Below are 25,686 nucleotides of genomic sequence, written 5' to 3' on the forward strand. Positions count from 1 at the left end.
CTAGGAGTAGTGGATGTCGCCGGATCAACCACCGGACGCATTGCCCGACGCCGTTCCGGCAGAGGTCCGGGCGCAGGTGATGCCGGCCGTGCTCGACGAGTTGGCCCGCTGGGGCGTCGAGCGATTCAGCATCGAGGCACTGGCCGAGCGTCATCGCATCGACGCGGAGACGATCTACCACCACTGGGGCGATCGTCAACGGCTGATCGTCGACGCAGCGCTCGCTGATCTCGAGACCTGGGGTGAGGTTCCGGACACGGGTTCGTTGCGCGGGGACCTGGAAGTACTGGCCATCAGCGTCGCCAAGCGCGTCAACACCGAAGTGGGCCGGGCATTCTTGCGGGCTTTGGTGATGGGACCGCGTGGGCGTCACGACGAAGAAACCCGAATGATGTTCTGGCGGGCCCGTTTCGCGGTGGTACGCCAGATCATCGACCGGGCCAGACGGCGCGGCGAACTACGCGACGGCATCACCACGGTAGCTGCCACCCAGGTTCTCCTGGCGCCCATCAACATTCGCGCGCTGTACTCCGACGCTCTTACCGAAGAGGAGTATTGCTCAGCGATCGTCGACCTGGCCTACCACGCGATTGCGGCCGAACAGGCCACGTGAGCTGGTCAGCGCGACAGCGTGATCGCTTGCTCGGGGCAGTTTTGCGCCCCGACGGCGGCCTGCTCTTCCAGAGCCCCCGAGACTTCCTCGACGAGCACCACGCAGTGGCCGACGTCGTCGGCGTCGAAGACCTCGGGTGCCAGGCTGTAACAGCGTCCGTGCCCGGTGCACAGGTCGGGGTCGACGGACACCCTGCTCATGACACGTCGAAGACCAGTGGCAGCGACTCCACCGATCTCAGTGCGGCCGTGTACGTCAGCTGCGTGCCGGGTTTGATCTCGTAATCCGGTATGCGCCGGTGGAATTCGCGCAACGCCACCCGCAGCTCCATTCGGGCCAGGTGAGATCCGAGGCAGCGGTGTGGCCCGCCGCCGAACGCGCGGTGCCGGTTCGGGTTGCGGTTGAAGTCCACCAACTCGGGGTCGGGGAACTCGGCGGGGTCGGTGTTGGCCGCGCCGAGCAGCGGGCTGACCCGCTCACCTTTGCTGATCGGGCATCCGCCCACCTCGACGTCTTGCATGGCGACGCGGGCCACACCGGGAACCGGTGTCTCCCAACGCAACAACTCTTCGACCGCGTGCGGCAGAATGTCGGGCTGTTCAACAAGCTGATGACGGTGCTCGGGATGGCGCGCCAGATATACGAAGAAACAGTCCAGCGAGTCCGTGACCGTGTCGAGCCCAGCGATCAGGAACAGGAAGCAGATGTCCAGCAACTCCTCGCGTGACAGCGGCCGGCCCTCCGCGCTCAGGTTCGCCGCGATCATCGCGGACAGCACGTCGTCGCGCGGGCTGGCGATGTGGTCGTCGATGGCGCGCTCGAAATACTCGTAGATTTGTTGCGCCACTGGCGCTGAACTCTCGTGTCGGCGGTTGAATCCGGAGTCGCCCTCCGGGCGGATCACGCCGTCCTTCCATTCCAGGAATTTGTCGAGGTCTTCCAGCGGCAAGCCGAGCAGTTGCAGGAAGACGGTGCAGGGAAGTGGCACCGCGAACTCGGCGTGGAAGTCGCATTCGCCCCGCCCGGCGAAGCGATCGATCATCTCGTTCACCAGCTCGGTGACCTGTGGTTCACGTCGGGCCATCTCCCGCGGAGTGAACAGCGGGTCGAGGACACGGCGGTACTTCGCGTGCTCGGGAGGATCGACTTGCAACGGAATCAGCGGTCGAATGTTGCCGAGGTTGACCGCGTCCATGTTCGACGAAAACAGCTCAGTGTGCTTGAGCGCCATCTCGATATCGGCGAGGCGGCTGAGCACCACCGCCTGCTCCGACCGGAATACCGGGTTCGATTCGCGCAACAGCTTGTACATGGGTTGCGGCTCCGCGAGGCCGGTGACCGACTGGTCGACGAATCCTTGCGCTTCTGTCATGCGGTCAGCGTGGCACCAACTTCTTATTTAGGCAATGATTAGAAAAATTGGGCAATAGCCAGGCCCGGGTGATCGATCCCCCACACCGCCGTGGCGCCGCTGGCCAGGAGATTGACCAGCGAGTACCGTGTTCGTGCGGACGAGTTGGCTGGGCGGCCGCGGCTCGTGCTGACGAGTCGAGGAAAGTCCGGACTTCACAGAGCAGGGTGATTGCTAACAGCAATCCGAGGCGACTCGCGGGAAAGTGCCACAGAAAACAAACCGCCACCCTCGTGGTGGTAAGGGTGAAACGGTGCGGTAAGAGCGCACCAGCATCCCGGGTGACCGGGGTGGCTAGGCAAACCCCACCCGAAGCAAGGTCAAGAAGGCCGCGCCGAAAGGTGCGGCCGCGCAGGCGATTGAGGGTTGCTCGCCCGAGCCTGCGGGTAGGCCGCTTGAGGCACCCGGCAACGGTGTGTCCAGATGGATGGTCGCCGCCGTGCCGCCGTTGGTTACGCCGCGGCGGTGGGGAACAGAATCCGGCTTACAGGCCAACTCGCCCGCCCCTATGTCAGCGCGAGACTGCAACTGGCAACACGTCGCCCGAGAGGCAGCGTCGCCAGTTACAGTCTCGCGGGACCAGGTTGAGTCAGCGCGCTTTCTTCACCGACTTGTCGAGCTTGTGCAGCGCCTCGTCGAGCTGCTGGCGGCAGCTCTCGGCCAGATCCGACTCCTGCTGGTAGAGCAGGCCATAGGTGAAGGTGTCTTCGCCCGCGGCGTGCGCGGCATCGGCCTGCTGGATCAGGTGTTCCCGGCTGACCACGCTGTCCTGATGGTCGCCGAGCAGCGACTGGATGGCCTTGGCCTGCTTGGAGACGTCGTCCGCCCCGGTCGCCGCGGCGGTGTAGCGAAGTCGCTTGGCGCGCTTACGAATTACGTGCAGCGCTTCGTCGCGATCGTGCTCTTCGTCGTCGTCGGGATCCTCATCGGCGCCCGCGGCGAGCTGCTCTTCGTGCGCATGCGCGGCCTGGTCTGCTTCGGCGGCCGCCTTGGCGGCCTTGCGTACCTTCTTGTAGGCGGCATCGATGGTGACCGGCGCCGGCTGCTCACCGGTCGCGGTCGTCGGCGTTTCGGCAACGATCGAATCGAGTGCGTCGAGCAGCCGGAAGTAGCGCTGCGACCGCATCGCGATCAGCGACCGGCGCAGCCCCGACTGGTAGCGGCGCTTGGCGCCCTCGATCAGGCGTTCGCGCACGGGTCCCCGCACCAGCTCCGGGGGGAGCCGGTCCAGCTCTTGCTCGTAGCGCTGCGCGAGCACCTCGGCATCGCGTGCCACGCCCAAGACGCCGGCGAGCTCGCGCAGCTCGTCGAGGACCCAGGCATGGGTGTCGTCGGACAATCCCGCTTGGGCGTCCTTGAGCAGGCTGCGGATTTTGCGGGTGGTGACCCGCATCTGGTGCACGGAGTCGAAGACGTCGGCGCGCACCGCGCGGTCCCACACCACCAGCTCGTTGATTTGCTCGGCGATCGCCCGCTGCACCGGATCTTCGGGCGGCTCAGAACCGTTGGTCGGCAACGTCGTACCGAGCACCCGCGCCAGCTTGGACGCATGGTTCGCGGGTTCGCCGCCGGCATCCAGCAGCCGGTTGCTCAGCCGGCTCAGCAGCTCGGTGTCGGCCGCCCCACGGGATTCGTCGAGCTCGAGTTCCCATTCGCGCCACTCCTGGACGACGGGCTCCGCGTCGGGGCTTTCGGTCGCATTGGCCGACCAGGCGCGGACGTGGTCGTTGCTGAACTCAGCGAACGGCGCGCCTTCGGTGCTGTACAGCACCTGGCTGTCGCGTTGAGTCGTGATCCGGGCAACGGGTCGCAGCGGCCGGTCACGGACAATCGCCAGCACCACGTCCAGCAATTCGCTGGGCACGGTGTCGTCGTCCGCGGAGCCCAGGGGCATGCGGATCTCGGTGCGGGCGTCGGGCCCGGCCGGCAACTTCAGGTGCCAGCCGGCGTCGTGGCCGCCGGTGCGGCGACGCAGCGTGATCTTGTTGCGGGCGAGGTCCTGCGTCTGCGTATCGAAGTACATCGCGTCCAGCGATTGCGTCGGCAACTTCTCCACCCGGGCCACCGTCGCGATGCCTTCGAACGACGGCGTGACCGTCGAATCGAGGACGTCGAACTTGCGCTCGACCTCCAGATGGCGCGAGGTTTCTGGCATTTTTTCGGCTCCATAGGGGGGCGCGCCGACGCGGCATTACACGGTCATCGACGCTCGTAGCTGGTTACCCATAGGGTGCCACACCACACTTGCACCGCCGGCAGCGATCGTTGCTGCGGCGTGTCCGCGACCACTGGCCTGGGCGGACGGCCGCTTCCCGCCGCGCGATCGACTACGGAGGCGGGGGAGGCGGCGGAGTGTCTTCCGGCATCGGCGCGTAATCCGTCGGTGGCGGTACGTAGCGCTGGATCGCGTCGGCGACGTTGGCGCATCCGCTGACCGACACACGCCGGCCCGCGCCAACACAGACCGTGGCTTGTGCCTGCCCGGCGGATCCCGTCGCGACAATAATTCCGGGAATTGGCATCATCGCCAACACTGCCAGCAGTGTCCCGATCCAGCGGCGCCGATTCATTTCGCAAGCATATCGGCCCCCGCAGCCATGCGGCGGGGTTTTGCTTCTTTGCCACATGAATGGATTTGGTCCATGGAATCGCCGAAACCGCTTATGGTTTGCGTGCGGGTAGGTATCGGATACCTGACAGAGGAGCTAACGATGGTGTTTTTCGCGCTCGCCACTTCGCGCGCGGTCGTCGGTGGAATTGCCGCCGGCGCTATCAGCGGTGCAATGCTTTTCGCCGCCGTGGGTTCGGCTCAAGCGGACCCGGAGCCGCTGCCACCGAACTGCACGGCAGCCGATCTCGCCCAGGTTTCCTCGGGCGTTGCCGCGGCGACGTCGGTGTATCTGTTCACCCACCCGGACGTCAACGCGTACTTCACCAGCCTAAAAGGCCAGCCGCGGAGCGAGATTGGCGATCAGATCAAGCAGTACATGGACGCCAATCCGCAGGCGCACGCCGACCTCGAAGCAATTCGGCAGCCGTTGACCGACTTCAAGAGTCGATGCCAAATGCAGTAGCTCAGAAGCAGTGTTCGTCGGCGGGGAAAACTCCGCCGGCCACTTCTTCCGCGTATTGAATAGCGGCCCGGCGTAATTCGTCGCCGACGTTGGCGAATCGCTTGACGAATCGTGCCGACTTGCCGCTGCTCATGCCGGCCATGTCCTGCCAGACCAGCACCTGCGCGTCGCAGTTCGGGCCGGCGCCGATCCCGACGGTCGGGATGGTCAGTTTGCCGGTGATCTGGGTGGCCAATTCGGCGGGCACCATTTCCATCACGACGGAGAACGCGCCGGCTTCGGCCACGGCGATCGCATCGTGCACGGTCTGCTCGGCCGCGTCGCCGCGGCCCTGCACCTTGAAGCCACCCAGGCTGTTGACGCTTTGCGGGGTGAAGCCGATGTGGGCCATCACCGGGATACCGGCCGCGGTCAGGCAGGCGATCTGTTCGGCGACCCGCTCGCCGCCTTCGAGCTTGACGGCATGCGCGCCGCCTTCCTTCATGAAGCGGGTGGCGGCCGCCAGCGCGGCGGTGGGCCCGGCCTCGTAGCTGCCGAACGGCAGGTCGGCGACGACGAGGGCGTGTGGGGCGCCCCGGACAACGCCGCGAACCAGCGGGATCAGCTCGTCGATCGAGACCGGCACCGTGGTGTCGTAGCCGTAGACGACGTTGGCTGCCGAGTCGCCGACCAGCAGGACCGGGATGCCGGCCTCGTCGAACACGCGAGCCGTCGAATAGTCGTAGGCCGTGAGCATGGCCCACTTGTGGCCTTCGGCCTTCATTTTGTGTAGGTGATGGGTGCGGATTTTGGTGCGGGGCGCTTTGGCGGCTTCACCCGTCGCGTTTGCACCGTAAACGTGCTGCTCAGACATCATTGTCCCTCAATGGTGGTCGGGTCGATCCTCGTGGCCGTTACAGGTCCCCGGGTTCGTCTGACGTGCGCCATTCTGCCATCTCTTCGGCGCGGTTGCACCGTCGCGGAAGTGTGAAACGTGCCATTGCCCGCGCCGGCGAGTTCCTGGTCGCCCCGGAATAACCACTGGTAGCCGACCTGCCGCGGCCGCTCACGAAAGTCTCAGGTTCTCTCTGGCAGCATGTGTTGGCATGAGTCTGACTCGCCGCGACAAGCTCGCGCGCATGCTTGCGGTCTCGACGGCGATCGCTGCCGTGGCGCTGCTGCTGGGGGGCTGCGTACGCGTTGTCGCCGGACATCCGCTGATGGCGGGCCCCAAGTTGGGGCAGCCCGTGGAGTGGACGCCGTGTCGGGTCATCAGCGGATCGGTGAAGCTTCCCGGTGGCGCCATGTGCGGCAAGCTCGCCGTGCCCGTCGACTACGACCACCCGGGCGGCGATGTCGCGACGCTGGCGATGATTCGCTTCCCGGCGACGGGCGACAAGCTGGGCTCGCTGGTGATCAACCCTGGCGGCCCCGGCGAATCCGGCATCGAGGCCGCGCTCGGCGTCGTCCAGACGTTGCCCAAGCGGGTCCGCGAGCGGTTCGACCTGGTCGGGTTCGACCCGCGGGGCGTGGGGTCGTCGCGTCCTGCGATCTGGTGTAACTCCGACGCCGACAACGACCGGCTGCGCACCGAGCCGAACGTCGACTACAGCCCGGCCGGCGTCGCGCATATGGAGGACGAGACCAAGCAATTCGTCGGCCGCTGCCTCGACAAGATGGGCAAGGACTTTCTGGCCAACGTCGGGACCGTCAACGTCGCCAAGGATCTGGACGCCATCCGCGCGGCCCTCGGCGACGACAAGCTGACCTACCTGGGCTACTCGTACGGCACCCGAATCGGGGCTGCCTACGCCGAGGCCTTCCCGCACAACGTGCGGGCGATGATCCTCGACGGCGCCGTCGACCCCAACGCCGACCCGATCGAGGCGGATCTGCGTCAGGCCAAGGGATTCCAGGACGCGTTCAACAATTACGCCGCCGACTGCGCCAAGCAGGCGAACTGCCCGCTGGGTACCGACCCGTCCAAGGCCGTCGACGTCTACCACAGCCTGATCGATCCGATGGTCGACCCGAACAACCAACTCGTCGGCAGGCCGATCCCGACCAAGGACCCGCGCGGATTGAGCTACAGCGACGCCGTCGTGGGCACGATCATGGCGCTGTATTCGCCGACGCTGTGGCATCACCTGACCGACGGCCTGCGGGAGCTGACCGACAACCACGGCGACACGATGCTGGCCCTGGCCGACATGTACATGCGGCGCGATCAGAAGGGGCATTACTCCGACGCCACCGACGCGCGGGTCGCCATCAACTGCGTCGACCAGCCGCCAATTACCGACCGCGCCAAGGTAATCGACGAAGATCGCCGCTCCCGCGAGATCGCCCCGTTCATGAGCTACGGCAAGTTCACCGGCGACGCGCCGCTGGGCACCTGCGCGTTCTGGCCGGTGCCGCCGACCAGCAAGCCGCACTCGGTGTCAGCGCCCGGCCTGGCCCCGACCGTCGTGGTGTCAACCACGCACGACCCGGCGACGCCGTACAAGGCCGGCGTCGATCTGGCCAACCAGCTGCGCGGCTCGTTGCTCACCTTCGACGGCACTCAGCACACGGTCGTTTTCCAGGGCGACAGCTGCGTCGACGACTATGTGACGGCGTACCTGATCGGCGGCACCACCCCGCCGAGCGGCGCGAAGTGCTAGTGGCACCCGAAAGCTGATTCGCCGTGGCGACGCGCCGGGCCCGAGACCAAGGCGTGACCGATTCGCGCCGTCACAGGTACCGAAGGCTGCGACGATTGACAGCCATGTCGCGCCTGAGATCGCTGAGTTCGGCGCTGCTGTCGTTAGGCCTCTTGGTTGCCATCCAACCCGCTCTGCCCGTGGCCGGCGCAACGCCGGAGCCCGGGGCCGGCCAGACCCCGAACCCGGCTCCGCCGGCCGCGGCGTCGCCGGTGAACTGGGGTAGTTGCAGCCAGATGCTCACCGACAGCAGCGGGGTTCCGACCGCACAGTGCACCACCGTGTCGGTCCCGATTGATTACAGCAATCCCACTGGGGCACAAGCGAAGTTGGCGGTGATTCGGGTGCCGGCGACGGGCCAGCGGATCGGGTCGCTGTTGGTCAATCCGGGCGGACCCGGCGGGTCGGCCGTCGACATGGTGGCCGGGATGGCGCCGGATCTGCAGAACAGCGACATCACCCGGCACTTCGATCTGGTCGGGTTCGATCCCCGTGGCGTCGGGCACTCCACCCCGGCGTTGCGCTGCCGCACCGATGCCGAGTTCGACGCCTACCGGACCGAGCCGATGGTCGACTACAGCCCGACGGGTGTGGCGCACATCGAGCAGATCTACCGGCAATTGGCGCAGGAATGCGTGAGCCGGATGGGCAAAGACTTCCTGGCCAACACCGGCACCGCGTCCGTCGCGCGCGACATGGACATGGTGCGTCAGGCGCTGGGCGACCAGCAGATCAACTATCTCGGCTTCAGTTACGGCACCGAGCTGGGCACCATGTACCTCGAGCATTTCGCCGACCACGTGCGGACGATGGTGCTCGACGGCGCCATCGACCCGACCGTCGACCCTATTCAGGAAAACATCAGCCAGACCGCGGGATTCCAAACCGCTTTCAACGACTACGCCGCAGATTGCGCGCGCTCGCCGGCCTGCCCGCTGGGCACCGACCCGACCCAGTTCGTCAACCGCTACCACGCACTGATCGACCCGCTCGTCGCCAAGCCGGGACGCACGTCGGACCCGCGCGGCCTGAGCTATGCCGACGCGACCACCGGGACGATCAACGCGCTGTACACCCCGCAGCATTGGAAGTACCTGACCAGCGGCCTGCTCGGGCTGCAGCGCGGCAGCGACGCCGGCGACCTGCTGCTGCTCGCCGACGACTACCAAGGCCGCGACAAGCAGGGGCACTACGACAACGACCAAGACGCGTTCAACGCGATCCGGTGTGTCGATGCGCCGGCGCCGACGGATCCCGCAACCTGGATAGCCGCCGATCAGCAGATCCGCCAGGCCGCGCCGTTCCTTAGCTACGGGCAGTTCACCGGCAACGCCCCGCGCGATCTGTGCGGCCTGTGGCCGGTGCCGGCGACCTCCGCGCCGCACCCCGCACCGGCGATGCCGCTCGGCAAGGTCGTCGTGGTCTCCACCACGCACGACCCGGCCACCCCGTATCAGGCCGGCGTGAGCCTGGCCCGCCAGCTAGGTGCACCGCTGATCACCTTCGACGGGACGCAGCACACCGCGGTATTCGGCGGAAACCAATGCGTTGACGGCACCGTCATGCGCTATTTCGTGACGGGCACACCGCCACCGGCATTGCATTGCCAACCCTGAGCCGATCTACGGATCAGCGACCCTGAGCGTCCTGAAGCCCGCGGCTGATGTGCTCGTCGACAAAGGGACTGCGGTCAGGGGCGGGCGCTTGGCAGCTGCATTGGAGCTGATTGAACGCCGGGTCCGCGGCAGCCGGCGCTGCCAGGCCTGCGGCGGTGCCGACAACGAGGGCGAAACCCGCCACTACTTTGCTGATCATTCCTAGCCTCTCTGCTGGGGGCGTAGCTGCCCTGATTAGCCAACGTGACAGGCGCCGAGGCGGCGGACAAGCGACATTGCCCGGCGCAGGCCGGATTCATACGAATTCGTCACCTGTTGAGCGCGTCTTGCAGACCTTGATTGATCCGGTCCTCGGTCGTCTGACCCGGCACCGGCGGCGGCGTCTGGCAGGTGCAGCTGAGGTCGTTGAATGCGGGATCCGCCACGAACGCATGGCTTGGACCTTGTCCCATAGCGACGCCGAGTCCGATAGCTCCGACGGCTAGAAGTTTGGTGATCACGTTCAGTACCTCCTGCTAATGCCTCTTGCTGATTGTAACCGTCTTAACAGGTTACGTATTTCGGCCGGAGAACGGTGACGCGGCGATCGGTGCGCGCGACACGCCAGGCGTCGCGGAACTGCTGGCTCCATCGGGGCACCCGGTGGGGCTGTTTGCGCTGGTGGATGTAACAACCGTGCCGAGCCCTAAGCACCCGTGTAACACGGAATTAACAGCAATTGCCTACTGTTCGACGTATGGATCGACAGAAGGAATTCGTCCTCCGCACGCTGGAGGAACGGGACATTCGCTTCGTCCGGTTGTGGTTCACGGACGTGCTCGGCTACCTGAAGTCGGTCGCTATCGCCCCGGCCGAACTCGAGGGCGCTTTCGAAGAAGGCATTGGCTTCGACGGGTCCTCGATCGAGGGGTTTTCGCGCGTTTCGGAATCCGACACCGTGGCCAACCCCGACCCGTCGACCTTCCAGGTGCTGCCGTGGGCCTCGCCCAGCGGCCACCACCACTCGGCGAGGATGTTCTGCGACATCACCATGCCGGACGGTTCGCCGTCCTGGGCCGATCCTCGCCACGTGCTGCGACGTCAGCTGCAGAAGGCCAACGACCTTGGTTTCTCCTGCTACGTGCACCCCGAGATCGAGTTCTTCTTACTGAAGCCCGGCCCCAACGATGGAACCCCGCCGGTGCCGGTCGACAACGCCGGCTACTTCGACCAGGCCATCCACGACTCCGCGTCCAACTTCCGCCGTCATGCCATCGAGGCGCTCGAATTCATGGGCATCTCAGTGGAGTTCAGTCATCACGAAGGCGCGCCCGGCCAGCAGGAGATCGACCTGCGATTCGCCGACGCCCTGTCCATGGCCGACAACGTGATGACGTTCCGCTACGTCATTAAAGAAGTCGCGATCGAAAATGGCGCGCGGGCGTCGTTCATGCCCAAGCCATTCGGCGAACACCCCGGCTCGGCCATGCACACCCACATGAGCCTGTTCGAGGGTGACGTCAACGCCTTCCACAGTCCGGACGACCCACTGCAGCTCTCGGATGTGGGCAAGTCGTTCATCGCCGGGATCCTTGAGCACGCCTCGGAGATCAGCGCGGTCACCAACCAATGGGTCAACTCCTACAAGCGCCTGGTGCATGGCGGCGAGGCGCCCACCGCGGCGTCGTGGGGGGCGGCCAACCGGTCCGCGCTGGTACGGGTGCCGATGTATACCCCGCACAAGACGTCGTCGCGGCGTATCGAAGTCCGCAGCCCCGACTCGGCGTGCAACCCCTATCTGGCGTTCGCCGTGTTGCTGGCCGCCGGACTGCGCGGCGTGGAGAAGGGCTACGTGCTCGGTCCGCAGGCCGAGGACAACGTCTGGGACCTCACCCCCGAAGAGCGCCGCACGATGGGCTACCGCGAGCTACCCACCAGCCTCGATAGCGCATTGCACGCCATGGAGGCCTCCGAGCTCGTCGCGGAAACGTTGGGGGAGCACGTCTTTGACTTCTTCCTGCGCAACAAGCGCACGGAGTGGGCGAACTACCGCAGCCACGTCACGCCCTACGAGCTGAGCACCTACCTGTCGCTGTAGCGCACATAGGCTGCCGGTTGCTCTGAGAGACAGGCGGCTTGCGCTACCGTTTTGGTCGTGACCAAACCGACGACCGAGCGCCCCCGGCTGCCCAGCGTCGGGCGGCTCGGTTTGGTCGATCCACCCGCCGGTGACCGCCTGGCGCAACTGGGCTGGACGGCACACGACGACAAGGCGCACGTCGACCTGTTGTGGTCGTTATCGCGAGCACCCGATCCGGACGCCGCGCTGCGGGCATTGGTTCGGCTCTCGGAGAACCCCGACACCGGGTGGGACGAGCTCAACGCCGCACTGCTGCGCGAGCGCAGTCTGCGCGGGCGACTGTTCTCGGTGCTGGGCTCGTCGCTGGCCCTCGGTGACCATCTGGTCGCAAACCCGAAGTCGTGGAAGCTGCTGCAGGGCAAGGTCAAACTGCCGACGCGCGACGAGCTGCACGAAGCGTTCATCGAGTGCGTCGAAAACGCGCTGGCCGTGCCGAATTCGGTGGTGCCACGGCTGTCCACGTTGTACCGCGACCATCTGCTAGTGCTGGCGGCACTCGACTTGGCGGCGACGGTCGAGGACGAGCCGGTGGTGCCATTCACCGTGGTCGGCGCCCAGCTGTCCGACACCGCCGACGCCGTGCTGGCGGCCTCGCTGCGGGCCGCGGAGGCGACCGTGTGCGGCGACAAGGCGCCGCCGCGACTGGCGGTCATCGCGATGGGCAAATGCGGTGCCCGCGAATTGAACTACGTCAGCGACGTCGACATCATCTTCGTCGCCGAGCAGGCCGACTCGCTGTCCACCCGGGTGGCCACCGAGATGATGCGGGTCGCGTCGACCGCATGCTTCCAAGTCGACGCCGGCCTGCGCCCGGAGGGCCGCAGCGGTGAGCTGGTCCGCACGGTCGAGTCGCACGTCGCCTACTACAAGCGGTGGGCCAAGACGTGGGAGTTCCAGGCGCTGCTCAAAGCCCGCGCCGCCGCCGGCGATGCCGAGCTGGGCAAGCGCTACCTTGACGAGTTGATGCCGATGGTCTGGATCGCCTGCGAGCGCGAGGACTTCGTGGGCGAGGTGCAGGCCATGCGCCGGCGAGTCGAGCAGCTGGTGCCTTCCGAGGTCCGCGCGCGCGAGCTCAAGCTGGGCAGTGGTGGACTGCGCGATGTCGAGTTCGCCGTGCAGCTACTGCAATTGGTGCACGGTCGCGGCGATGAATCGCTGCACGTGGCCTCGACGGTCGACGCGCTGGCCGCGCTCGGCGAGGGTGGCTACGTCGGCCGCGAGGACGCCGCGAACCTGACCGCCTCCTATGAGTTTCTGCGGTTGCTCGAGCACCGGCTGCAGCTGCAGCGGCTCAAGCGCACGCACCTGTTGCCGGAGGCCGACGACGAGGAGGCGGTGCGCTGGCTGGCGCGCGCGGCCCACATCCGCCCGGACGGCCGCCACGACGCGGCCGGGGTGCTGCGCGAGGAGCTCAAGCACCAGAACGTGCGGGTATCTCAGCTGCACGCCAAGCTCTTCTACCAGCCGCTGTTGGAGTCGATCGGGCCGCCGGGCCTGGAGATCTCGCACGGCATGACCTCGGAAGCCGCCGAGCGCCAGCTGGCCGCTTTGGGTTACGAGGGGCCGCAGACCGCGCTGAAACACATGTCGGCGTTGGTGAACCAAAGCGGCCGCCGCGGCCGGGTGCAGTCGGTGCTGCTGCCCAGGCTGCTGAACTGGATGTCGTACACGCCGGATCCGGACGCAGGATTGCTGGCCTACCGCCGCCTGTCCGAGGCGCTGGCGTCGGAAACCTGGTACCTGTCCACGCTGCGCGACAAGCCCGCGGTGGCCAGGCGGCTGATGAACGTGCTGGGGACTTCCACCTACGTGCCGGACTTGTTGATGCGCGCGCCCAGGGTGATTCAGGACTACGGCGACGGGCCGGCCGGGCCGAAGCTGCTGGAAACCGAGCCCGCCGCGGTGGCGCGCGCGCTGGTCGCCTCCGCGGCCCGGCACCACGACCCGGTACGGGCCATCGCCGCCGCGCGCACGCTGCGACGCCGGGAGCTGGCCCGCATCGGGTCCGCCGACCTGCTCGGCATGCTCGAAGTGCGGGACGTGTGCCAGGCGCTCACGTCGGTCTGGGTGGCCGTGCTGCAGGCGGCCCTGGACGCGCTGACCCGGGCCAACATGCCCGAGGACGGCAAGGCGCCGGCGACGATTTCGGTCATCGGCATGGGCAGGCTGGGCGGCGCCGAACTGGGCTACGGCTCCGACGCCGATGTGATGTTCGTGTGCGAACCGGCCAGTGGCGTCGAAGATTCCGCGGCGGTCAAGTGGGCGACGCCGATCGCCGAGCAGGTTCGCACGCTGCTGGGGACGCCGAGTGTCGACCCGCCACTGGAAGTCGACGCCAATCTGCGACCCGAGGGTCGCAGCGGCGCGCTGGTCCGGACGCTGGGTTCCTATACCGCCTACTACGACCAGTGGGCCCAGCCGTGGGAGATCCAGGCGTTGCTGCGAGCGCACGCGGTGGCCGGTGACCCCGATCTGGGCCAGCGCTTCATGCTGATGGCCGACAAGACGCGCTATCCACCCGACGGGGTGTCCGCCGAGGCGGTGCACGAGATCCGCCGGATCAAGGCTCGTGTCGAGTCGGAACGATTGCCGCGCGGCGCCGACCCCAAGACCCACACCAAGCTGGGCCGCGGGGGACTGGCCGACATCGAATGGACGGTGCAGCTGCTGCAGCTTCAGCACGCGCACGAGATCCCGGCGCTGCACAACACCTCGACGCTGGAATCGCTCGACGTCATCGCCGAGACGGGACTGGTCCCCGCCGACGAGGTGGAGCTGCTGCGGCTGGCCTGGCTGACCGCCACCCGGGCGCGCAACGCCCTGGTGCTGGTGCGGGGCAAGCCGACCGACCAGCTGCCCGGGCCCGGGCGTCAGCTCAACGCGGTCGCGGTCGCGGCGGGTTGGCACAACGATGATGGAAGTGAGTTCTTGGACAACTATTTGCGGGTGACCCGACGTGCAAAAGCGGTGGTGCGCAAGGTGTTCGGGAGTTGAGTCAGGAAGCCGGCGCGTTCGAGGCAATGTTCGAGGTGCTCAGCACCGCTGAGGCTGACCGGGTGACGGGTCTCTATGCGCCGTTGGCCGACGCGGTTCGCGAGCTCATCGACGCCACCATCCGGACCGAGGCCGATGACGACGTCGTTGCCAAGGCGCGCAACGAGATCCAGGCCGTGACCCGGTTGCTGCGACAACGGACCAGGCCGGTCGGCGTCAGCTTTCGGGTGGATGACCGTCCGCTGCCGTTGGGCAACGCCGTCGTCGGTGCGTGCAACCCGATCGCGCCGCCGGTGGTTGTCCAACACGACGGAGACGGGCGCTGCCACAGCGAGTTCGTGCTGGGAACCGCGTACGAGGGCCCGCCCGGTCTGGTACACGGCGGCGTCAGTGCGCTGGTGCTCGACCACATGCTCGGCGAGGCGGCCAGCGAGGGATTGTCCAAGGCGCGATTCACCGGAACTATCAGCGTGAAGTACCTGCGCGGCACCCCGTTGGGCCCGCTGCGTTGCGATGCGTGGATCGATCGCGCGGAGGGCGTCAAAGTCTTTGCAAAGGGCACTATTTCGGATGCGAAAGGGGTGACCGTGGAGGCCGACGGCGTCTTCATCGAACCGGCGTGGGCGCGGGACGGCCAATGAAGTTCTATGTCAGCAGTGCGTTTTTGAACACCCGGGAGATCGTCGAGATCGCCAAGGCCGCCGACGAACTCGGCTACGACGGTATCGGTATACCCGACCATGTGGTGAACCTGGAGACCCTCGAGACGCCGTACCCGTACACCAAAGACGGGCAGCGGCGCTGGCAGCCGTTTACGGACTGGCTCGACCCCTGGGTGCTGGCCGGCGCGCTGGCCCAGGTCACCACCCGGCTGCGGTTCGTCACCACGGTCTACATCCCCGCGATGCGCAATCCGTACTCGGCGGCCAAAGCCATTGGCACTGCGGCTGTCTTGGCATCGGGACGCCTTGAGCTCGGCATCGGAGTCGGCTGGTGCCGTGAGGAGTTCGCGCTGATGGGCGAACAATTCGAGCGCCGCGGCAAGCGCACCGACGAGATGATCGAATTGATGCGCGCGCTGTGGTCGCCGGGCTGGACGGAGTTCGACGGCGAGTTCTACCAGACGCCGCGCCTGGAGATGCAACCGACTCCGCCGCCGATACCGGTCTACGTCGGCGGCCTCAGCGATGCCGCATTGCGCCGCGCTGCGCGCAACGACGGCTGGATCGGCGATCTGATCAAGACCGAGCATGCGATCGAGGCGGTCGGCAAGCTGCGCGAACTGCGCGCCCAAAAGGGTTTGACGATGCATGATTTCACCATTCTCACGCCGCTGACCGATGCCTTCACCACGGCCGACTATCAGCGCGTCGCGGACGCCGGCATCACCGGCATCATCACGATGCCGTGGATGTTCTACTCCGGACCCGAAGCGACTCTCGACGACAAGATCGACGGCCTGCAGCGCTTCCGCAAGGATCTCGCACTCGACGGCTAGACGGTGAGTTCGGTCGCGGCCATACTCGAACGCATGCCTTTCACGGTGGTGTTCAGCAACGGCGAACCGCGCGACTATGGTGCATTCGACAAGTACGAAGTCACGGATGCGGGCGTATTGGTCATCGACATGCATCGTGCGGACGTCAAGCGCCACTACATCGCTCCCGGGAGTTGGCTCGAGCTCGTCGACATGGTCGACGGGCAGCCCGCAGGCGCATCGCGTGGGATCTTGGGTGTCAGACCGGCTCGTTAGACCTGAGGCCTGAAGGGGAGGACGTGAGACGTCAGACCTACGTCGCGGCGGCCGTCGCGATGACCATCGGTGTGGTCGCCGCGGCCTGCAGCAGTGCGGCGCTGGCTTTGCTGTTCGCGCCGTCCGCCATCGCCGACACCTACACCGATCAGGTGGTGGCGCGCTTCAACGCGCAGACGCACGTGGTCGCGGACTCGGCGGGCAGGCCGCCGCTGCAGAATCCCGATCAGGTCAACCAGCAGATCCTGACCACCCGTTGGGCGTGGAGCAGTGCACCACCGCTGTGGGTTGCCGCGGTTGCGCCCGACCAGACCGGTGTGACCACGCCGGACGCGATCCACGACGTCATCCTGCGTCGCCATCCCGAATTCAGCGGCGTCATCCTGGTCATCGACGCCAAGGGTTACCACGTGCGCGCCTACAACGTGCCGAAACCTATTGCCGACAACGTCGACCCACTGCTGAGTCAGTCGGCCAGAGATCACCGCAATGATCCGTTCGGTGCGACCAGTGAGTTCGTCGAGAAGTTGGCCGACGTCAATGTGGCATCAGGTTCACATGTCACCACGTCTCCCGCGTCGAGTCAGAAGCACACCAGCTGGGCGTGGCTGTGGACGATGGTGATCCTCATCGGCGTCGTGCTGGCGTTGGTGGGTCTGATCGTGTTCGCTGTGAGCCGAAATAGTAAGCGCCGCAGGGACGCCGAGGCGCAGGACGAAATAAAGCAAGAGTTGATCAACGCCGAATCCGGCGTCACCGATATCAACAATGCGCTGGTCACCGGCAGCGACGTCGACGTCAGTGCCGAGGCGACGAAGGCTAATTCCAGCCTGTACGAAGCGCGTCACGCCTACCAGTCCGGTGACTACTCCGCCGCGCGGGCGCACCTGCGGGTCGTGCAGGCGACGGTGGCCAGGGCGTACCAGAAGCTGTACCCGGACGCCAAACCCGATGTGGACGCCGTGAATTCAGTCCCGGTCGCGGACCGCAAGCAGGCGAGCGTGCAGACGACCAACCCGGAAACCGGTCAGAGCGTGACGATCACGAACAACAACTACAGCACCTCGCCGCAACCGGGATATCCGCACTACTACGGCGGCGGCTACTACAACGGGATGTTCTTCTATCCGGGCTTTTATCCATACGCGTTCTGGGGGCCGGGCTGGGGCTGGGGGCTCACCGATGTCCTGCTGATGGACGCCCTCCTGGACGACCGTTGGGGCGGCAGCTACGAGCGAGGCTTCGAGGCGGGTCGCGACTCGGCGTGGACGGATAGCGGCTACAGCGGTGGCCAGAACATCGACTACGACAGTCAGCAGGGAAACGTCGGCTTCGACGGAAGCTACCAAAGCTCGGGCGATTCGTACTCCGGGGGTGGCGACGTCAGCTTTGCCGGTGGTAGTGACAGCGGGGGTTACGACTCCGGTGGCAGCGTTGACTTCGGCGGCGGATTCGATTCAGGCGGCGGATTCGATTCAGGCGGCGGCGGATTCGACTCTGGCGGCGGAGGAGACTCCGGATTCTGAGCGCCACACGCGGCTCGATTCGGGGACGGTAGGCGCACCACACCTCGCCCACCGCGCTCGGCTCGCCAAATATCGGCATCGTGATACCGTATTGAGATACCGATAGTGCGAGCGAAAGGGGCTGCGATGACGTCGTGGCGGGACAGTGTCGCGGAACTTCGGGGCGCACTGCGGGGACCGGTCTTCACCGCTGACGATTTGGGCTACGACGACGAGGTGGCGGTGTTCAATATGGCGGTGCGGCACCGACCCGCGCTCGCCGTCGGCGCCAGCAACACCGCGGACGTATCTGAGGCGGTGATGTTCGCGGCGCGGCACGGCCTGAACATCGCCGTTCTCAACACCGGTCACGGACCGACCGTGGCCGCCTCTGACGACACGTTGATGATCACCATGAGGCGGATGTCCGACATCGTCATCGATCCCGAAAAGCATTGTGCACGAGTAGATGCCGGAGTTCGCTTCGGTCAGCTGGTCGACGCTGCCGCGCTGCACGGGCTGGCTGGGCTGCCAGGTACCTCACCCGGCGTCGGCGTCGTCGGCTACACACTCAGCGGCGGGGCAAGCTCGACGATGGGCCGTAAGTACGGCTGGGCCGCCGATCATGTCAGTGCCATCGACGTGGTGACTGCGGATGGCCGATTGCGTTGTGTATCAGCAGAATCCGAACCCGATTTGTTCGGTGCGTTACTCGGCGGCAAGAGCAACTTCGGCGTGGTGGTGGCGATGGAATTCGCGCTCTTCCCGGTGACACGGTTGTATGCCGGCGCACTGTTCTACTCCGGCGAGCACATCCGGCAAGTACTGCAGGCCTACCGAGAACTCACCGCGTCCGCGCCCGACGAGTTGACGACATCATTCGCGGTGCTGAACCTGCCCCCGTTGCCCGGCCTACCGCCATTCATGCAGGGGCACTTGACCGTAGCGGTGCGGGTGTCGTATGTCGGCGAAGCCCAGACTGGCTCGAAGCTGATCGACCCGCTGCGCGCGGCGGCGCCCACGCTGGCGGACACCGTGGCCGACATCCCGTACACCCAGTTCGCCACCATCAGCAACGACCCAACCGATCCCGCGCCCGCGGTCGAGCACTTCGGGCTGCTTCGAGAACTGACCGACGAGACCGTCGAAGCCATCGTCGAAACGGTCGGGCCCGGATCCGGCAGCACGATCAACATCGTCGATATCCGGCATTTGGAAGGAGCTTTCAGCAGACCAGCACCATTCCCCAATGCGGTGGGTGCCCGCGACGCCGCGTATGCGATGTTCGGTCTTACCGTCGTGCCGCCGGGACAAGACGTCGCGTCCTACCGTGACTCGGGCCGTGAACTTCTTGCGGCACTGCGTCCTTGGCTGCACGAGATGACCAATCCAAGCTTCGTCGGACCGGCCGACATATCCGGGGGCCGTATCAGGCGAGTCTACGAGCCCGAGGTGTATGACAAATTGCAGACGGTCAAACAACGCTACGACCCGTACAACAGATTCCGGCTCAACCACAACATCCCGCCGCGGTCCGCCGCCTAGGGCGCGCCGAGACGGCTGGCTTGTCCGGGCCCGGTATTTCCGTACCATACAGAAATGGCTGTCGAACGTCGAACCCGCCGGGCCGGGGGTGCACGCCGAAACGCGGCCGTCGAAGCCGCCGCCGGGGTGCTGGCGGAGCGGGGCTATGAAAATGCCCGTTTTGCCGATGTCGCACAGGCCAGCGGTACGGCGATCAGCACGCTGCAGAACTACTTCGGCTCACGCGAGGACATGCTGATCGAGGCGATGCGACATGCGACCGAAGTCGAGGTGGCCGCGCTCGAGGCCGTGGCCGACGCCGAGAAAGACCCGTGGAACCGCCTGGTCGCGATGATCGACCGCAACCTCAATACGCCGCTGCGCAACCACCAGATGCTGATCGAGTTCTGGCGCTCGGGCATCCGCGACGGGGAATTGCGGGACTACGGAGAAGAGGGCTGGGCCCGTTACCGGGCACCGTTTCTGCGCACCGTGATCGAGGGCCGTGACGCCGGCGTCTTCATGCCGGCGATCGCCGTGGAGGACGTCGTCGATCTGCTGTTCGCCACGATCGTCGGCGCCATGATTCCGCGGGTGCTGCGGTTTCCCAGCCCTTCGGCCGACCGGTTCCGGACGGCGTTGCTCCGGCAGCTCGCTGTGACGCTCGGTCGCCCCGGATACGAGTAGGCCGGGCGGGCCCACCGGGGATCCGCCCGCGACGTTAGCGAACGGCGGATTACCAGCGGCCGAAAACTCCGCGATGTCGCCGCCTGGTTCTGTTGTGCGAGCTAGTTTTTCGCGCAAAACATCCAGCGAAGGATCGCACATGAGTCACGCGTCGCGTTGTCGCACCGTCGGCCTCGGGTTAGCCGCTGGGTCCATATTGGCCGCGGGTTTGATCACCGTGGCGCCCATCGTGTCTGCCGACGGGACCGCGCAAGCCATCGCACCCGCGGCCCCGGCGCCGTTCCCGGCCGATCCGGTCACGAAGAACCCGCCGCCTGCGACCGGCAGCGCGCCGCCGGTTACCGCGCAATCAGCTCCGCCGCCGGCCGCTGAGCCGACCCAAAAGGGTGGTCAACCCGAAGGGCAGGCCACTCAGCAGCAGGCGACGACGCAGGCTCAGCAGCCCCAGGGGCAACCGCAACAGCAGCAGGCGACACAGCAGCAGGTCGCGCCCGCGACTCAGACTCCGAAAGGTGCTCCGCCGCCTGCCGAGGCGGCCGAGGCCTCGCCTCAACCCGCGGCGCCGGCCCCGTCGCGGCAGACTCCCGATGGCTCCGGTCCGCTCGTGGGCGATGGTCCCCGCTCGGGCCCCCTCGCCGGTGACGGCCCCGGGCCCGGCGCTGGCCCCAGCACCGGTCCCGGCCAGGGGCGGTTGGGTTCGGGTCCCGGTGCCGGCCCTGGCCCGGGCGGTGGTGGTCCCGGCCCTGGCGCCGGTCCCGGGCGACGGGGCGGCATCGGCAGGAATTGACCGCATCGACGACGACACCCGCGCGGCGATTGCCGCGCGGGTGTTGTCGTTAAGCCGACTTAGACGTCGTAGTACAGCGCGAATTCGTAGGGGTGCGGCCGGATCTGGACCGGCAGAATTTCGTTCTCGCGCTTGAAGTTGATCCACGTCTCGATCAGGTCGGGCGTGAAAACGCCTCCCTCGGTGAGGTATTCGTGGTCCTCTTCCAGCCGGTCGATCACCGCCGACAGCTGCGTGGGCGCCTGCGGGATGTTGGCGGCCTCTTCGGGCGGCAGCTCGTAGAGGTCCTTGTCGACCGGCGCCTGCGGCTCGATCTTGTTCTTGATGCCGTCCAGGCCGGCCATCAGCATGGCCGCGAATGCCAGGTACGGGTTGCCCGACGAGTCGGGGCAGCGGAACTCCAGGCGCTTGGCCTTCGGGTTGCTGCCGGTGATCGGGATACGCACGCACGCCGACCGGTTGCGCTGGCTGTAGACCAGGTTGATCGGGGCCTCGTAGCCGGGCACCAGCCGCTTGTAGGAGTTCACCGTCGGGTTGGTGAACGCCAGCAGCGACGGCGCGTGGTGCAGCAGGCCGCCGATGTAGTGGCGCGCGGTGTCCGACAGGCCGGCGTAGCCGGTCTCGTCGTACATCAACGGGCTGCCGTCCTTCCACAGCGACTGGTGGGTGTGCATGCCGGAGCCGTTGTCACCGAACAGCGGCTTGGGCATGAAGGTGACGGTCTTGCCGTTCTGCCACGCGGTGTTCTTGACGATGTACTTGTAGAGCTGCATGTCGTCGGCCGCGTGCAGCAGGGTGTTGAACTTGTAGTTGATCTCGGCCTGGCCGCCGGTGCCCACCTCGTGGTGGCCCTTCTCCAGGCTGAAGCCCGCCTTGATCAGGTTGGACAGCATCTGGGCGCGCAGATCGACGTAGTGGTCGACGGGGGCCACCGGGAAGTACCCACCCTTGGGCCGCACCTTGTAGCCGCGGTTGGGGCTGCCGTCTTCTTCGGTAGGCGAGCCGGTGTTCCACCAGCCGGAGATCGCGTCGACCTCGTAGAACGAGCCGTTGGTACGCGAGTCGAAGCTCACCGAGTCGAAGATGTAGAACTCGGCCTCGGCGCCGAAGTAGGCGGTGTCGGCGACACCGGTGCTGATCAGGTAGTTCTCCGCCTTGCGGGCGACGTTGCGCGGGTCGCGCGAGTACGCCTCCAGCGTGAAGGGGTCGTGCACGAAGAAGTTGAGGTTCAGCGTCTTGTGTTCGGTGAACAGGTCGATCTGCGCGGTCGCGGGGTCGGGCAGGAGCAACATGTCCGACTCGTGGATCGACTGGAAGCCGCGAATCGACGAGCCGTCGAAGGCCAAGCCGTCTTCGAAGATGCTCTCGTCGAAGAACGAAATCGGAATCGTGAAGTGCTGCATGATGCCGGGCAGGTCACAGAACCGGACGTCGACAAATTCGACGTTTTCGTCCTTGGCGAGTTTGAAGACGTCATCCTGCGTCTTTTCCGTCACTGATTGCTCCTTTGCTTGGTAATCCGCGGCCTGACGCTATGAAGGTGATGTTGCCCGCCCATCAACCCCGTGTTGCGCGGACGTTACGTGACCACGCGTCCCACAGATCGGAGTGCAGCAACGGCGGGTTCTATTGTGAGGCCCATGGACCGCAAAATCGTATCTGGTCGGCCGCGCGGGCGCAGCAACCCGTCCCTGCCGTCGGCGGCCGGCTCCGACGCGACGAAGGGGCGATGATGCCGGAGTCGCGCCCGGCGTACCCCGGCGAGACGCTCGGCTTGCCGAAAAGCGGCCCAGGCTCATTGGCGTCGATGGGACGGCGGCTGGCGGCTTTGATGGTCGACTGGCTGATCGCTTACGGGCTGGCGGCGCTGGCGATGGCGTTCGGCATGTTCTCCGAACGGATGTTGTCGACGGCGGTGCTGGTGATCTGGTTTCTGCTCGGTGTGGTGGCGGTGCGGCTGTACGGATTCACCCCGGGTCAGCTGGCGCTGGGCCTTCGGGTGACTGCACTGGACGGACGCCTGGGCGTGGGCCGGGTGGTGGCGCGCGGCCTGTTGGTGGCCCTGGTGGTGCCCGCGTTGTTCACCGACTGGGACGGGCGGGGCATTCAGGACCGGGTGACCAACACCGCCGTCGTTCGGCGTTAGGCGCGCCTACTTGCGCCGCACCGTTCGCTGTACGCCGCGCATCTTGCCGGCGCCCGGCAGCGGCCCCTTCGGCATGACGGCGGCGCCGGCGCGCGACCCGAGCGCGGCCAACCGCGACTCCAGGGTGTCCATCTGCTTGACGCTGATGTTGGCCGGCAGCTTGGTCAGGTGACGCTCCAGCTTGGACAGCGGAACCTCGCCCTCGCCGTTGCCGACGACGATGTCGTAGATCGGGACGTCGCCGACCAGTCGCGCGGTGCGCTTCTTCTCTTGGGCCAGAAGCGGTTTGACGCGGCTCGCCGCCCCCTCGCCGACCAAGATGACGCCCGGCCGGCCGAGCACCCGGTGCACCGCGTCGAAGTGGCCGGTCGCGGCCACCCCCGGCGTGACCCGCCACTTGCCGCGCAGGTTGTCCAGCACCCAGGCCGCCGCCCCGGTTTGCCCCTCGGCCTGACGGTAGATCGATTTCTGGGCCCGGCGCCCGAAGATGATGAACGCCACCAGCGCACCCAGCACCACGCCGAGCGGGATCAGGGTGAACATGGTGAACCCGCCGACCAGCACACCGACCGTCGTCGAGACGGCCACGATCAAAACGAAGGCGCCGATCATGTAGGGGAGCAGGCGCTTGTCCTGCTTGCGCTGCACGTTGAACGCCTGCCACAGCTGGCCGCGGCGCTCCTTGGCCGCGGCCTTGCGTTCGGCGGCCGCCGCTGCCCGGGCGGCCTTGTTCTCGGCGGTAGTGCGGGGTTTAGCCATAATCACCAAGGATACGAGGCGCCGTGCCCGTGATGGCCCCGAGTTACCCCAGGGCGTCGGAGGCGCGGCTGCGTACCACCTGCTCGTAGAGCCGGCCGGCCCGATACGACGACCGCACCAGCGGCCCGGCCAGCACCCCGGCGAAGCCCAGCCCCTCGGCGTACTGCGCGAACTCGTCGAACTCCTCGGGCTTCACCCAGCGCTGGACCGGGTGGTGGCGCGCCGACGGGCGCAGGTACTGCGTGATGGTGACGATGTCACAGCCGGCATTGTGTAGATCGGCCAGCGCGGTGCGCACCTCGTCGGGCGTCTCGCCGAGGCCGAGAATCAGGTTGCTCTTGGTGACCAGACCGTCCTCGCGTGCCGCGGTGAGCACGCCCAGGCTGCGCTGGTAGGTGAACGCCGGCCGAATCCGCTTGAAGATACGCGGGACCGTTTCGACGTTGTGCGCCAACACTTCTGGACGCGCCTCGAACACCTCCGCCAGGCGGGCGGGCTCGCCGTTGAAGTCGGGGACCAACAGCTCGACGCCGGTCGACGGGTTGAGTTCCTTGATGGCGCGCACGGTTTCGGCGTACAACCACACGCCGCCGTCGGGCAGGTCGTCGCGGGCGACGCCGGTGACGGTGGCATAGCGCAACCCCATCGTCCGCACGCTTTCGGCGACGCGCCTGGGCTCGTCGCGGTCCAGCTCGGCGGGCTTGCCGGTGTCGATCTGGCAGAAGTCGCACCGGCGGGTGCACTGGTCGCCGCCGATCAGGAAGGTGGCTTCCCGGTCCTCCCAGCATTCGAAGATGTTGGGGCAGCCCGCCTCTTCGCAGACGGTGTGCAAACCCTCGCGCTTGACCAGGCTTTTGAGTTCGGTGTACTCCGGCCCCATCCGGACCCGGGTCTTGATCCACGGTGGCTTGCGCTCGATCGGGGTCTGCGCGTTGCGCACCTCCAGCCGCAGCAGTTTGCGGCCTTCCGGAGCGACAGTCACATTGCTGATGCTACGCGGGCGGCGTCGGGTGCCCCCACCGGTAAGACCCCGTCCAGGGCGTCGCACACCGCCGCGGCGACGGCCACGCGGACCTCGTCGACGGTGACGGTGCGGCCGAGTTCGGCGGACAACGACGTCACCCCGGCGTCGGTGATGCCGCAGGGCACGATGGCCCCGAACGCGTTCAGGTCGCAGTCGCAGTTGAGCGCGAATCCGTGCAGGGCGATCGCCCGGGAGACCCGCACACCGATCGCGGCGATTTTGCGCGCAGGCCGGCCGGGCAGCCAGACGCCGGAGCGGCCGTCGACCCGGCCCGCATCCAGCCCCAGCTCGCGACACACCTTGATCAGCGATTCCTCAAGGCGCCGAACGTAATTCACCACATCCAGGGGCTCGGCCAGTCCGATCACCGGGTAGCCGACCAATTGTCCAGGCCCGTGCCAGGTGATCTTGCCGCCGCGGTCGGTGTCTATTACGGGAGTGCCGTCCACCGGTCGCTCGTGCGGCTCGGTGCGCCGCCCGGCGGTGTAGACGGCGGGGTGCTCCAACAGCAGCAGGGTGTCGCTGCCGCCGGCGACCCTGGTGTCGGCCAGGTCGCGCTGCAGCTGCCAGGCGGTGCGGTATTCGACCGTCCCCAGCTGACGGACGTCGATGGGTGCCGCGCTGGACCGGATGGAGCTTGTCACGTTGGCGAGGTTACGCTCCGCGCGGATCCAGTGTCATACCGGCGGGACGTGCCTTGGCGCGGTGTTCGGACCACGCGGTGATTTGCCCGCCTCTGAGCGACAATCGCCGTGGGTGCACGCTGGTGAATTCTCTTGTGTCACTTTCGTTTCAGTGGTCTCTGGCTGGGTTTTTTGTCGGTGGGTGCCGATAGTTTCATGACATGAGTTCAGACCTGGCCATCGAGCAGGACGTGGCCTTTGATGCGTTGGATGCCGCCCTGGACCTCGTGGTCGGTTTGGACTCCTCGCTGCTGAACACCCGCGAGCGCCTGGACCGGCTGGCCCGCTACGAGCATGTGCGCCGGCGGCT

At 66.6% G+C, this 25,686-nt stretch carries 24 protein-coding genes and 1 other RNA gene; 15 read left to right on the top strand and 10 right to left on the bottom strand.

Annotated elements, in window-relative coordinates; all coding sequences use genetic code 11:
- Positions 1 to 13: 13 nt before the first annotated feature.
- Positions 14 to 613 (top strand): TetR-like C-terminal domain-containing protein, encoded by a 600-nt coding sequence (locus tag ACAG21_RS08130; RefSeq protein ID WP_370495439.1) that lies wholly within the window; start codon positions 14 to 16, stop codon positions 611 to 613.
- Positions 614 to 618: 5 nt separating this feature from the next.
- Here the strand turns inward: ACAG21_RS08130 and ACAG21_RS08135 are convergent, their stop codons facing one another.
- Both ACAG21_RS08135 and ACAG21_RS08140 read right to left on the bottom strand, forming a co-directional pair.
- Positions 619 to 813, bottom strand: a complete 195-nt coding sequence (locus tag ACAG21_RS08135) for a ferredoxin (RefSeq protein ID WP_370495440.1) — start codon at positions 811 to 813, stop codon at positions 619 to 621.
- The gene (locus tag ACAG21_RS08140; RefSeq protein WP_370495441.1) at positions 810 to 1,985 is read right to left on the bottom strand and encodes a cytochrome P450; all 1,176 of its coding nucleotides are present in this window, start codon (positions 1,983 to 1,985) and stop codon (positions 810 to 812) included. The genes ACAG21_RS08135 and ACAG21_RS08140 overlap by 4 nt, the downstream gene beginning before the upstream one ends.
- A gap of 140 nt (positions 1,986 to 2,125) precedes the next feature.
- Here ACAG21_RS08140 and rnpB point away from each other — a divergent pair.
- Positions 2,126 to 2,527: RNase P RNA component class A (rnpB, locus tag ACAG21_RS08145), an RNA gene on the top strand.
- An 86-nt stretch (positions 2,528 to 2,613) separates the two neighbouring features.
- Here rnpB and ACAG21_RS08150 read toward each other — a convergent pair.
- Positions 2,614 to 4,179 (bottom strand): CHAD domain-containing protein, encoded by a 1,566-nt coding sequence (locus ACAG21_RS08150; protein WP_370495442.1) that lies wholly within the window; start codon positions 4,177 to 4,179, stop codon positions 2,614 to 2,616.
- A 172-nt stretch (positions 4,180 to 4,351) separates the two neighbouring features.
- Complete coding sequence (locus ACAG21_RS08155) at positions 4,352 to 4,594, bottom strand: hypothetical protein (protein WP_370495443.1); 243 nt, start codon at positions 4,592 to 4,594, stop codon at positions 4,352 to 4,354.
- Between the two features lie 141 nt (positions 4,595 to 4,735).
- On the opposite strand from ACAG21_RS08155, the gene ACAG21_RS08160 reads away from it, so the two are divergent.
- The gene (locus ACAG21_RS08160) at positions 4,736 to 5,098 is read left to right on the top strand and encodes a heme-binding protein (protein WP_370495444.1); all 363 of its coding nucleotides are present in this window, start codon (positions 4,736 to 4,738) and stop codon (positions 5,096 to 5,098) included.
- A 1-nt stretch (position 5,099) separates the two neighbouring features.
- On the opposite strand, the gene panB is transcribed toward ACAG21_RS08160, so the two are convergent.
- Positions 5,100 to 5,951 carry a 3-methyl-2-oxobutanoate hydroxymethyltransferase gene (panB, locus tag ACAG21_RS08165; protein ID WP_370495445.1) on the bottom strand — a complete coding sequence of 284 codons (852 nt, stop codon included), beginning with the start codon at positions 5,949 to 5,951 and terminating at the stop codon, positions 5,100 to 5,102.
- Between the two features lie 232 nt (positions 5,952 to 6,183).
- On the opposite strand from panB, the gene ACAG21_RS08170 reads away from it, so the two are divergent.
- Both ACAG21_RS08170 and ACAG21_RS08175 read left to right on the top strand, forming a co-directional pair.
- Positions 6,184 to 7,740, top strand: coding sequence for an alpha/beta hydrolase (locus ACAG21_RS08170; protein WP_370495446.1), 1,557 nt, complete (start codon positions 6,184 to 6,186; stop codon positions 7,738 to 7,740).
- Positions 7,741 to 7,835: 95 nt separating this feature from the next.
- Complete coding sequence (locus ACAG21_RS08175; protein WP_370495447.1) at positions 7,836 to 9,395, top strand: alpha/beta hydrolase; 1,560 nt, start codon at positions 7,836 to 7,838, stop codon at positions 9,393 to 9,395.
- A gap of 308 nt (positions 9,396 to 9,703) precedes the next feature.
- Here ACAG21_RS08175 and ACAG21_RS08180 read toward each other — a convergent pair whose 3' ends face one another.
- Entirely contained in the window at positions 9,704 to 9,895 is a 192-nt protein-coding gene (locus ACAG21_RS08180) for a hypothetical protein (RefSeq protein ID WP_370495448.1), read from the bottom strand.
- 236 nt (positions 9,896 to 10,131) lie between these two features.
- On the opposite strand from ACAG21_RS08180, the gene glnA (ACAG21_RS08185) reads away from it, so the two are divergent.
- The 9 genes from glnA (ACAG21_RS08185) to ACAG21_RS08225 all read left to right on the top strand — a co-directional run bounded on the left by glnA (ACAG21_RS08185) (position 10,132) and on the right by ACAG21_RS08225 (position 20,764).
- On the top strand, positions 10,132 to 11,472 hold the full coding sequence (glnA, locus tag ACAG21_RS08185; RefSeq protein ID WP_025735084.1) for a type I glutamate--ammonia ligase: 1,341 nt from the start codon (positions 10,132 to 10,134) through the stop codon (positions 11,470 to 11,472).
- 51 nt (positions 11,473 to 11,523) lie between these two features.
- Complete coding sequence (locus tag ACAG21_RS08190; RefSeq protein WP_370495450.1) at positions 11,524 to 14,508, top strand: bifunctional [glutamine synthetase] adenylyltransferase/[glutamine synthetase]-adenylyl-L-tyrosine phosphorylase; 2,985 nt, start codon at positions 11,524 to 11,526, stop codon at positions 14,506 to 14,508.
- Entirely contained in the window at positions 14,505 to 15,149 is a 645-nt protein-coding gene (locus ACAG21_RS08195) for a PaaI family thioesterase (protein ID WP_370495451.1), read from the top strand. The genes ACAG21_RS08190 and ACAG21_RS08195 overlap by 4 nt, the downstream gene beginning before the upstream one ends.
- Complete coding sequence (locus ACAG21_RS08200; protein WP_370495452.1) at positions 15,146 to 16,006, top strand: TIGR03619 family F420-dependent LLM class oxidoreductase; 861 nt, start codon at positions 15,146 to 15,148, stop codon at positions 16,004 to 16,006. The genes ACAG21_RS08195 and ACAG21_RS08200 overlap by 4 nt, the downstream gene beginning before the upstream one ends.
- Before the next feature lie 33 nt (positions 16,007 to 16,039).
- The gene (locus tag ACAG21_RS08205; RefSeq protein ID WP_370495454.1) at positions 16,040 to 16,261 is read left to right on the top strand and encodes a hypothetical protein; all 222 of its coding nucleotides are present in this window, start codon (positions 16,040 to 16,042) and stop codon (positions 16,259 to 16,261) included.
- Positions 16,262 to 16,320: 59 nt separating this feature from the next.
- A complete protein-coding gene (locus ACAG21_RS08210) occupies positions 16,321 to 17,787 on the top strand; it encodes a hypothetical protein (RefSeq protein WP_370495501.1) in 1,467 nt (488 codons plus the stop codon).
- Positions 17,788 to 17,913: 126 nt separating this feature from the next.
- On the top strand, positions 17,914 to 19,311 hold the full coding sequence (locus tag ACAG21_RS08215; protein WP_370495455.1) for an FAD-binding protein: 1,398 nt from the start codon (positions 17,914 to 17,916) through the stop codon (positions 19,309 to 19,311).
- A gap of 54 nt (positions 19,312 to 19,365) precedes the next feature.
- On the top strand, positions 19,366 to 19,977 hold the full coding sequence (locus ACAG21_RS08220; RefSeq protein WP_370495456.1) for a TetR/AcrR family transcriptional regulator: 612 nt from the start codon (positions 19,366 to 19,368) through the stop codon (positions 19,975 to 19,977).
- A 139-nt stretch (positions 19,978 to 20,116) separates the two neighbouring features.
- Entirely contained in the window at positions 20,117 to 20,764 is a 648-nt protein-coding gene (locus tag ACAG21_RS08225; protein WP_370495458.1) for a hypothetical protein, read from the top strand.
- A 59-nt stretch (positions 20,765 to 20,823) separates the two neighbouring features.
- Here the strand turns inward: ACAG21_RS08225 and glnA (ACAG21_RS08230) are convergent, their stop codons facing one another.
- Positions 20,824 to 22,260: a type I glutamate--ammonia ligase gene (glnA, locus tag ACAG21_RS08230; RefSeq protein WP_342930179.1), complete on the bottom strand. Its 1,437-nt coding sequence runs from the start codon at positions 22,258 to 22,260 to the stop codon at positions 20,824 to 20,826.
- Between the two features lie 233 nt (positions 22,261 to 22,493).
- On the opposite strand from glnA (ACAG21_RS08230), the gene ACAG21_RS08235 reads away from it, so the two are divergent.
- The gene (locus tag ACAG21_RS08235) at positions 22,494 to 22,910 is read left to right on the top strand and encodes an RDD family protein (RefSeq protein WP_370495460.1); all 417 of its coding nucleotides are present in this window, start codon (positions 22,494 to 22,496) and stop codon (positions 22,908 to 22,910) included.
- A gap of 6 nt (positions 22,911 to 22,916) precedes the next feature.
- Here the strand turns inward: ACAG21_RS08235 and ACAG21_RS08240 are convergent, their stop codons facing one another.
- Genes ACAG21_RS08240 through lipB form a run of 3 tightly spaced genes read right to left on the bottom strand, consistent with a single transcriptional unit; the run spans position 22,917 to position 25,337 of the window.
- Complete coding sequence (locus ACAG21_RS08240; protein WP_370495461.1) at positions 22,917 to 23,669, bottom strand: DUF4191 domain-containing protein; 753 nt, start codon at positions 23,667 to 23,669, stop codon at positions 22,917 to 22,919.
- 43 nt (positions 23,670 to 23,712) lie between these two features.
- The gene (gene lipA / locus ACAG21_RS08245; protein WP_370495462.1) at positions 23,713 to 24,651 is read right to left on the bottom strand and encodes a lipoyl synthase; all 939 of its coding nucleotides are present in this window, start codon (positions 24,649 to 24,651) and stop codon (positions 23,713 to 23,715) included.
- The gene (lipB, locus tag ACAG21_RS08250) at positions 24,648 to 25,337 is read right to left on the bottom strand and encodes a lipoyl(octanoyl) transferase LipB (protein WP_370495463.1); all 690 of its coding nucleotides are present in this window, start codon (positions 25,335 to 25,337) and stop codon (positions 24,648 to 24,650) included. Before lipB ends, lipA begins: the two co-directional genes overlap by 4 nt.
- Positions 25,338 to 25,686: the final 349 nt, after the last annotated feature.

Origin of the sequence: Mycobacterium sp. pR1184, from assembly GCF_041287235.1 — a bacterium.
Classification (GTDB): domain Bacteria; phylum Actinomycetota; class Actinomycetes; order Mycobacteriales; family Mycobacteriaceae; genus Mycobacterium.